At 62.2% G+C, this 9,940-nt stretch carries 3 protein-coding genes, 2 tRNA genes and 1 rRNA gene; 2 read left to right on the top strand and 4 right to left on the bottom strand.

The window, feature by feature from the left end:
* Positions 1–128: 128 nt before the first annotated feature.
* The 3 genes from AC0L3A_RS21145 to AC0L3A_RS21135 all read right to left on the bottom strand — a co-directional run bounded on the left by AC0L3A_RS21145 (position 129) and on the right by AC0L3A_RS21135 (position 1,991).
* Positions 129–204, bottom strand: a tRNA-Ala gene (locus tag AC0L3A_RS21145).
* A gap of 33 nt (positions 205–237) precedes the next feature.
* A tRNA-Ile gene (locus AC0L3A_RS21140) sits at positions 238–314 on the bottom strand.
* Between the two features lie 188 nt (positions 315–502).
* A 16S ribosomal RNA gene (locus tag AC0L3A_RS21135) occupies positions 503–1,991 on the bottom strand.
* Positions 1,992–3,061: 1,070 nt separating this feature from the next.
* On the opposite strand from AC0L3A_RS21135, the gene AC0L3A_RS21130 reads away from it, so the two are divergent.
* Positions 3,062–5,125, top strand: a complete 2,064-nt coding sequence (locus AC0L3A_RS21130; protein ID WP_007597282.1) for a M23 family metallopeptidase — start codon at positions 3,062–3,064, stop codon at positions 5,123–5,125.
* A gap of 155 nt (positions 5,126–5,280) precedes the next feature.
* The gene (locus tag AC0L3A_RS21125; protein WP_007597283.1) at positions 5,281–6,900 is read left to right on the top strand and encodes an NHL repeat-containing protein; all 1,620 of its coding nucleotides are present in this window, start codon (positions 5,281–5,283) and stop codon (positions 6,898–6,900) included.
* A 184-nt stretch (positions 6,901–7,084) separates the two neighbouring features.
* Here the strand turns inward: AC0L3A_RS21125 and clpB are convergent, their stop codons facing one another.
* Positions 7,085–9,724, bottom strand: coding sequence for an ATP-dependent chaperone ClpB (gene clpB / locus AC0L3A_RS21120; RefSeq protein WP_473255127.1), 2,640 nt, complete (start codon positions 9,722–9,724; stop codon positions 7,085–7,087).
* Positions 9,725–9,940 lie beyond the last annotated feature (216 nt).

Below are 9,940 nucleotides of genomic sequence, written 5' to 3'. Positions count from 1 at the left end.
CCGATCCAACTCGGATCGATCTCCTCTTTACGATGTCAGAAATCACGCAGCTTACTGTCCATCCGGACTAGTAAGTGCGAAGTGATGTTTCGCGGACGACGGTACAAGTAGTCGGTGATCAAACCATCTGGTGGAGCCAGACGGGATCGAACCGACGACCTCATGCTTGCAAAGCACGCGCTCTCCCAGCTGAGCTATGGCCCCGTAACCAGAAGACGAATGCTCACTCGATGAGTGTGGTGGGCCTGGGAAGACTTGAACTTCCGACCTCACGCTTATCAAGCGCGCGCTCTAACCAACTGAGCTACAAGCCCCTAACGCATATCCAGTCAAGGACCAGGGATTCTGCAAGGTTGCAGCCCCAGCGCGTGTTCGTCCGCGAAGAAAGAGAAACGAAGACGGCGAAATCCCGCCAATGCAGCTCAACGATCCTGACGACCGTTGGCCACTGATGTTTCTAAAACGGTTCGATAGAAGCAAGCTTCTGAAGAACCATCCTTAGAAAGGAGGTGATCCAGCCGCAGGTTCCCCTACGGCTACCTTGTTACGACTTCACCCCAGTCGCTGACCCTACCGTGGCCGGCTGCCTCCATTGCTGGTTAGCGCACCGTCTTCAGGTAAAACCAACTCCCATGGTGTGACGGGCGGTGTGTACAAGGCCCGGGAACGTATTCACCGTGGCGTGCTGATCCACGATTACTAGCGATTCCAACTTCATGGGCTCGAGTTGCAGAGCCCAATCCGAACTGAGACGGCTTTTTGAGATTTGCGAAGGGTTGCCCCTTAGCGTCCCATTGTCACCGCCATTGTAGCACGTGTGTAGCCCAGCCCGTAAGGGCCATGAGGACTTGACGTCATCCCCACCTTCCTCGCGGCTTATCACCGGCAGTCTCCTTAGAGTGCTCAACTAAATGGTAGCAACTAAGGACGGGGGTTGCGCTCGTTGCGGGACTTAACCCAACATCTCACGACACGAGCTGACGACAGCCATGCAGCACCTGTGTTCCAGGCTCCGAAGAGAAGGTCACATCTCTGCGACCGGTCCTGGACATGTCAAGGGCTGGTAAGGTTCTGCGCGTTGCGTCGAATTAAACCACATGCTCCACCGCTTGTGCGGGCCCCCGTCAATTCCTTTGAGTTTTAATCTTGCGACCGTACTCCCCAGGCGGAATGCTTAAAGCGTTAGCTGCGCCACTAGTGAGTAAACCCACTAACGGCTGGCATTCATCGTTTACGGCGTGGACTACCAGGGTATCTAATCCTGTTTGCTCCCCACGCTTTCGTGCCTCAGCGTCAGTATCGGGCCAGTGAGCCGCCTTCGCCACTGGTGTTCTTGCGAATATCTACGAATTTCACCTCTACACTCGCAGTTCCACTCACCTCTCCCGAACTCAAGATCCTCAGTATCAAAGGCAGTTCTGGAGTTGAGCTCCAGGATTTCACCCCTGACTTAAAGACCCGCCTACGCACCCTTTACGCCCAGTGATTCCGAGCAACGCTAGCCCCCTTCGTATTACCGCGGCTGCTGGCACGAAGTTAGCCGGGGCTTATTCTTGCGGTACCGTCATTATCTTCCCGCACAAAAGAGCTTTACAACCCTAGGGCCTTCATCACTCACGCGGCATGGCTGGATCAGGCTTGCGCCCATTGTCCAATATTCCCCACTGCTGCCTCCCGTAGGAGTTTGGGCCGTGTCTCAGTCCCAATGTGGCTGATCATCCTCTCAGACCAGCTACTGATCGTCGCCTTGGTGAGCCATTACCTCACCAACTAGCTAATCAGACGCGGGCCAATCTTTCGGCGATAAATCTTTCCCCGTAAGGGCTTATCCGGTATTAGCACAAGTTTCCCTGTGTTGTTCCGAACCAAAAGGTATGTTCCCACGCGTTACTCACCCGTCTGCCGCTGACGTATTGCTACGCCCGCTCGACTTGCATGTGTTAAGCCTGCCGCCAGCGTTCGCTCTGAGCCAGGATCAAACTCTCAAGTTGGACTTGAACTTTGAACCGGCTGATCACAACGTTTTGACGAGGTCCCACCATTTTTCATCGACCGAAGTCGATGAGCTGCCCGCGATTCACATCGCTGGCAACGATGGTGTAACCTTAAAACGTGTACCGCCGAAGTCTTTCGTCCGGTCCCGATCCAAAAAGCCGAAGCTCTTTAAATGCGAGACCCGCAAGGACTCCGCCGTCCACGTTTCTCTTTCTTCATCTTCACTTGTCAAACAGCCCGGGACCAGGAGGCCCCAACCTTCCAGAGAGGAAGGGTTCCGACACCCTTACCGACGATGGATGAACTCCAATCGACTTACGTCGACTGTTGTGTCACTCAACAAGGTGAGGAGCATCAGTGGCGCGTTCGCTCGCCTTGGTCAGTGACCCGGCGGCGCCGCGCTCAGTGGTCGGGTTATAGGCCCCACCCATCGGGGTTGTCAACGCCGATTGTCAGAAAATCGTCGCACGGTGGATTATTCAAAAAATACACGTGATTACAGTATGTTAGAAAGGCGCTGAGCGGATGGATCGGGCCGACGCTGAGAAAAAACCCAAAAAAAGATTGGGCCTGAGCGGGCTCCGGAAGCGGCTTGGACGTGACTTGGACGTGACTTGGACGTGACTTGGCGCGGCTTAGCGCGGCTTGGCCGCGGCTTGGGGCGCCCGCCCCTGGAAGGCCCTCGGCCCCCCTGCCGTTCCGGAAACTTTTCCATATTAGGCGCCGTACTTGAGCCACAATCCCCCGGCGTTCTGGTACAGACGAAGCTTGAATCGCATGGATGCCAGTGGGGGCTGCCGGCGGTTTGTGTGGGGTCAGAGGAAGGCGATCATCCGATGAAGCAGCCTTCTTCAGACATTCGAGACACATCGAGAGATCTTTTTCCGCTTAGCTGTTCGTAATTTCGGCCGGTCCGTCATCTGGGCCTTCTGACCGCGGACGCCTATGCGGCTTGCCTTTTCCAGAGACGCCCCAGAGAGGGCGGCGTAAGGAGGGCTCGAAACAGGACTGTCCGGAACGGGCTGCTCGAAATCGGGCTCTCGGGTCGTTGATTGGGGGACTTGGGTTGAACCACAGGACGTCACGCGGCGCTTACGGGCGTGAGACCGGGATCATCGATCTCGGCCACGAGCCGCCGCTGTCCGTCGATGGTTCCGAAGCCGCTGTCATCGATCGGCGCCGCGTCTCGGTGCAATGGTTCAGCGGGACTATTCTAACCGGACTTTGCGGCGCAGCCCTGATCGGCGGCGCCGTTTTCGCTTCGCTCGACGGCGAGATGACCTTCGCCAAGGTGCCGGAGCGCGTCGAAGGCGCGCTGCGCGGCGCATTCGGCGCAGCCGACCGCGCCGCCACGCTGCACAAGAGCGACCGCCTGCCGCCGCCGAACGAAGCCACGGCCTCGCGCAACATCGTGCGCGTCTCGACCGTCGCCCGCGTCGGCAACCGCGACGTGATGCGGGTGCGTCCCTTCATCCGGATTGCCGGCAATCTGTCGATGACGACGAGCGACCTGTCGGCGAAGATCCCGCCGTTCAACGCCCAGCGCCTTCTCACCGATGTCGGCTCCGATCCGAAGACGGCATCCGAGGATCCGAACAATCCGGAGGCCGTCGAACCCGACGCCGAGGTATCCTTCGTCACCAAGGACCTCTCCCAGGTGCTGCCGAAAGCCAAGATTACCGCAGTGGTGGCGCTGGACGACATCCTGATGCGGGTGCGCGATGCCGCCAACTGGCGCGGCAATGGCGGGGTGCGCTATGCCGCGCTCTCCAATGCTGCGGCCGACGTCTCCGGCGCGACCGCCCCGTCCGAGATCAGAAGCGCCTACGCCACCGAAGTGTCGCCGTCCGATCCCTATGCCGGCTTCGAGACGCGCGTGGTGCCGGAAAACGTCACGCTGCTGCCGAAGACCAAGGAACAGATCACCGGCGGCAATCCCAACGGTGAACGCGTCCACGTGGTCAAAAAGGGCGACAGCGTCGCCGGCGTGCTGCGCGATCTCGGCGCCACGGCCGAGGAGATCAAGGCGATCACCGCGACGCTCGGTCCGCGCGGCCGAGACGGCGGCGTGAAGGAAGGCGAGAAGCTGCGCATCCTGATGGCGCCCGCAAGCCCCGGCGCCCGTCTGCAGCCCTACCGCGTCGTCATCGCCAACGAGACCATGGTCGAGGCGATCGCGGCGCTGTCCGATCTCGGCAAATACGTCGCCGTCGACGTCTCCAGCATGAATACCGTCGCCGATGCGGCGGCGAACGCCAACAGCGACGACGATGACGACGATGACGGCACGGGCGTGCGGCTCTACCAGAGCATCTACGAGACCGCGATGCGCAACAAAGTGCCGATGCCCGTCATCGACGACATGATCAAGATCTACTCCTACGACGTCGATTTCCAGCGCAAGGTGGCGCCGGGCGATTCATTCGACGTGTTCTACGCCGGCGAAGACGAAGGCGTGACCGCGAGCGAAAAGAACGACGTGCTGTTCGCTTCGCTCACGCTCGGCGGCGAAACCAAGAAATACTACCGCTACCAGAGCCCCGACGACGGCGTCGTCGACTACTATGACGAGACCGGCAAGAGCGCGAAGAAGTTCCTGGTGCGCAAGCCGGTCAACAACGCCATCATGCGCTCCGGCTTCGGCGGCCGCCGTCACCCCATCCTCGGTTTTGTGAAGATGCACACCGGCGTCGACTGGGCCACCTCCTACGGCACGCCGATCTTCGCCTCCGGCAACGGCGTGATCGAGAAGGCCGGCCCCGAGGGCGGCTACGGCAAATACATCCGTATCAAGCACAACAACGGCTACGAGACCGCCTATGGCCACATGTCGGCCTTCGCCAAGGGCATGGAGCCCGGCAAAAAGGTGCGGCAGGGCCAGGTGATCGGCTTCGTCGGTTCGACCGGCGCGTCGACCGGCCCGCACGTCCACTACGAAATCCTGGTCAACGGCCGCTTCGTCGATCCGCTACGCGTGAAACTGCCGCGCGGCCGTTCGCTGGAAGGCCCGATGCTGGCCGGCTTCGAGAAGGAGCGCGACCGGCTCGACGGCATGATGAGCGGCCGCGCCGGCGCCATCGCCCGGATGTCGGACGCAACCGGCGGACCGTTGCAGGTCACCAACCGGTAAAGCCGGCGAACCGGCCGAGATCGGCCGGTCATCTTCAAACACGATCCGGATTTGACGTCGATGCGCGAGGCCCGCTTGGCGGCATCACAACGTCAAGTTTTGTTTGCCAAAGCGGCGTGAGGAGCGAATACTTTCCAAAAACGGGAGGTCTCGCCATGAAGAACAGGCTCGCCTGCGCAGCCTTCGTCGCTGCGATTGTCTCCGCCACCAGCGTTTCGGCCGAAAACTGGGAGGTCACCCGGCTCGTCCCCGGCTCGGCGTTCCACGGCGTGCACGGGCTTGCGATCGACAAGGCCGGCCATCTGTTTGCCGGCAGCGTCGCGGGCGCGGCGCTCTACGAGGTCGACATCGCCGGCGGTACCGCCAAGGTTGCAATCCCCGCCCCGATCGGAATGGCCGACGACATCGCATTCGCCCCCGACGGCACCATGGCCTGGACCGGATTTCTGGCCGGCGATCTTTATTCGCGCAAGGGCGACGGCCCGATCACGAAGCTCGCTTCCGGCCTTCCCGGCATCAACTCGCTCGCCTTCCGCAAGGACGGCAGGCTCTACGCCACCACCGTCTTTCTCGGCGACACGCTCTATGAGATCGACGTCGAGGGCGTCAAACCGCCGCGCCAGATCATGGAGAAGATGGGCGGCCTCAACGGCTTCGAGTTCGGTCCCGACGACAAGCTCTACGGTCCGCTCTGGTTCAAGGGACAGGTCGCAAAGGTCGACGTCGACAAGGCCGATCTGACCGTCGTCGCGGACGGCTTCAAGGTCCCGGCCGCGGTGAACTTCGATTCCAAGGGCAATCTCTGGGTGGTCGACACCGCGCTCGGCCAGCTCGTTCAGGTCGATCCCAAGTCGGGCACCAAGACCATGGTCGCGCAGTTGAAGCCGTCGCTGGACAATCTCGCGATCGACGGCAAGGACCGGATCTACGTCTCCAACATGGCCGACAACGGCATCCAGGAGGTCGATCCGGCGACCGGCCAGGCGCGGCAGGTCATCATCGGCAAGCTCGCCTTGCCCGGCGGCATCGGCGTCACGTCAGAGAACAGCAAGGACACGATCCACGTCGCCGACGTGTTCGCCTATCGCACAGTGGACGGTGCTACTGGCGAGGTCACCGAGAAGGCCCGCATGCACGCCGCCGGCGTCACGCTCGAATACCCGATGAGCGCAACGGCGAAGGGCAACGACGTGGTCCTGTCGAGCTGGTTCACCGGCACGGTGCAGGTGATCGACGGCAAGACCGGCGCCACCCGCGACATGCTGCATGGCTTCAAGGCGCCGCACGACGCGATCGTGCTCGCGGACGGCAGCATTCTGGTGGCCGAGCTCGGCACCAAATCGCTGGTCCGCGTCAGCGGCGAGCACGGCAAGGACCGCACCACACTGATCGGCGGCCTCGAGGGCCCGGTCGGGCTCGTCGCGGGATCGCGTGGCGAGGTTTATGTCACCGAAGCCTTTTCCGGCGTCGTCTCGATGATCGAGAGCAACGGCGAAAAGACGGTGGTCGCCAAGGACCTGAAAATGCCCGAAGGGATCGCACGCGCCGGCGACGGCAAGCTGATCGTGGCGGAGGTCGGCGCCAAGCGATTGATCGAGATCGCACCTGAGAGCGGCACGGTCACCGAGATCGCGGCCAATCTCCCGATCGGCCTGGTGGGCGCGCCCGGAGGACTGCCAACGCATATTCCGACGGGCGTCGGCATCGGGGAATCCGGCACGATCTATTTCTCGTCTGACATCGAGAACGCGATCTACAAGGTCACGAAGAAATAAGTCCCCGCGCTCAAAAATGTGGATTGGATTGCATATGCCGGTAGGGCCCCACCGTAAAGATTGCACGACCTAGACAAACCACACTCCGGCTGCAGCAAAATCGTCAATAACCCACAAAGAAACCGCCCCGGAGAGATTGAACTCTCCGGGGCGGCTTGTTGCTTCAGGCTTCGAATGCCGGCGCTCAGTTCAACTTCCGCTTCGACACCGGCGCCTCGAACTGGGCGATCTCCGCGGTCTGCGGCGCCTTGCCGTTGAAGGTCAGCACGTTGCCTTCGGACGAGATCGCAACGCTGTCACCGTCCTTGACGTCGCCGGCCAGGATCATCTCGGCGAGCGGATCCTGGACGTGACGCTGGATCACGCGCTTGAGCGGCCGTGCGCCGTAGGCGGGATCCCAGCCCTTGGCGGCGAGCCAGTCGCGGCCCGCGGCGTCGAGCGTCAGCACGATCTTGCGATCGGTCAAAAGCTTTTGCAACCGCGCGAACTGGATCTCGACGATCCGGCCCATCTCGCTTCTCTGCAAGCGATGGAACAGGATGATCTCGTCGACGCGATTGAGGAATTCGGGGCGGAAATGTCCCCGCACCATTCCCATCACCTGCTCGCGCACGGCCGAGGTGTCCTCGCCCTCCGGCTGGTTCACCAGAAACTCCGAACCAAGGTTCGAGGTCATGATGATCAGTGTGTTGCGGAAATCGACGGTGCGGCCCTGGCCGTCGGTGAGGCGGCCGTCGTCGAGCACCTGCAACAGGACGTTGAAGACGTCGGGATGCGCCTTCTCGATCTCGTCGAACAGCACGACCTGATAGGGCCGGCGCCGCACCGCTTCGGTCAGCGCACCGCCCTCGTCATAGCCGACATAGCCCGGAGGCGCGCCGATCAACCGCGAGACCGAGTGCTTCTCCATGTATTCGGACATGTCGAGGCGGACCATCGCGGTCTCGTCGTTGAACAGATATTCGGCGAGCGCTTTCGTCAGCTCGGTCTTGCCGACGCCGGTGGGTCCCAGGAACATGAACGAGCCGGTCGGCCGGTTCGGGTCCTGCAGCCCCGCGCGCGAGCGGCGCACGGCGGTCGCGACCGCACGTACGGCCTCGGCCTGGCCGACGACGCGCTTGCCGAGCGAGTCCTCCATCCGCAGCAGTTTGTCCTTCTCGCCTTCCAGCATCTTGTCGACGGGCACGCCGGTCCAGCGCGAGACCACCTGCGCGATGTGGTTGGCGGTGACCGCCTCCTCCATCATCTCGCCGGAGTTCTCCTTGGCCTCAATGTCTGCAAGCTGCTTTTCGAGCTCGGGGATCCGGCCATAGGCCAGCTCGCCGGCCTTCTGGAATTCACCGCGCCGTTGTGCGTTGGCAAGTTCGACCCGCAAGCCGTCGAGCTCGGCCTTCAGCTTCTGGGCGTCGGAGAGCTTGTTCTTCTCCGCGCTCCAGCGTGCGGTGAGCGCCGCGGACTTCTCCTCGAGGTCGGCGAGCTCTTTCTCCAGCGTCTGCAGGCGGCTCTTCGAACCGGCATCGCTCTCTTTCTTCAATGCTTCCTGTTCGATCTTCAGCCGGATGATCTCCCGATCCATCGAATCCAGCTCTTCCGGCTTGGAATCGACCTGCATCTTGAGCCGCGCGGCCGCCTCGTCCATGAGGTCGATGGCCTTGTCCGGCAGGAAGCGGTCGGTGATGTAGCGGTTGGACAGCGTGGTGGCGGCGACCAGCGCGGAATCGGTGATCCGCACGCCATGGTGCTGCTCGTACTTGTCCTTCAGCCCGCGCAGAATCGAGATCGTATCCTCCACCGAGGGCTCGCTGACGAAGATTGGCTGGAAACGCCGCGCCAACGCCGCGTCCTTTTCGACGTGCTTCTGGTACTCGTCGAGCGTGGTCGCGCCGATGCAGTGCAGCTCGCCGCGGGCGAGCGCAGGCTTGAGCAGGTTGGACGCGTCCATCGCGCCGTCGCCCTTGCCGGCGCCGATCAGCGTGTGCATCTCGTCGATGAACAGGACGAAATTGCCCTCGCTCCCGGTCACCTCCTGCAGCACGGCCTTCAGCCGCTCCTCGAACTCGCCGCGATATTTTGCACCTGCAATCAGCGAGCCGAGGTCGAGCGACAGCAGCTTCTTGTCCTTCAGGCTCTCCGGCACGTCGCCGTTGACGATGCGCAGCGCCAGGCCCTCGGCGATGGCGGTCTTGCCGACGCCGGGTTCGCCGATCAGGACGGGATTGTTCTTGGTCCGGCGCGACAGCACCTGGATCGTGCGGCGGATCTCCTCGTCGCGGCCGATGACCGGATCGAGCTTGCCGTCGCGCGCCGCCTGGGTGAGGTCGCGGGCATATTTCTTCAGCGCGTCATAGGCGTTCTCGGCCGTGGCGGAGTCCGCGGTCCGGCCCTTGCGCAGCGCTTCGATCGCCGCGTTGAGGTTCTGCGGGGTGACACCGCCCTTGGCCAGGATCGCACCCGCCTCGCCGGTCTTCTCCAGCGCGAGGCCGAGCAGCAGCCGCTCGACCGTGACAAAGCTGTCGCCGGCCTTCTCGCCGGCCTTTTCGGCGGCGTCGAAGGTGCGGGCGAGCTCGGGCGCCAGATAGATCTGGCCGGCTCCGCCGCCAGAGACCTTCGGCACCTTGTTCAGGGCGTCCTCGGTCGCCTTCAGGATTGCGCGGGAATTGCCGCCGGCGCGGTCGATCAGGCCGGCAGCGAGGCCTTCATTGTCGTCCAGCAGCACTTTCAGGACGTGCAGGGTCGAAAACTGCTGGTGCCCTTCGCGCACCGCAAGCGACTGCGCAGACTGGACGAAGCCCCTGGAGCGTTCGGTATATTTCTCGATGTTCATATCTTCTCTGTCCCTCGGCCTGCCCCTGGAGCCCTCTAAGGCACTCCAAACGACATCTTCATTGGGTTTCCGATGACCGCATTGACGTTTCTCAACCGGCAACGGTCGTTATCAGCCGGCGCTGGCGCCGGCCTGACCCAGATGTGGGAAGCGAGGCCTCGGACCGGAAGAGGCGAGTTCACAATTTCGTGCGCGGATCCGCCCGCTTGGCGCCGC

Source organism: Bradyrhizobium sp. MI1.3 (genome assembly GCF_055811695.1).
Note: the sequence above shows the minus strand (reverse complement) of the source record. Positions and strands in the feature narration are given on the sequence as shown.

What these genes read in the sequence shown, in the direction of transcription:
- clpB (WP_473255127.1), bottom strand. Translation starts at nt 9,724, where the DNA reads ATGAACATCGAGAAATATACCGAACGCTCCAGGGGCTTCGTCCAGTCT.
- AC0L3A_RS21125 (WP_007597283.1), top strand. Translation starts at nt 5,281, where the DNA reads ATGAAGAACAGGCTCGCCTGCGCAGCCTTCGTCGCTGCGATTGTCTCC.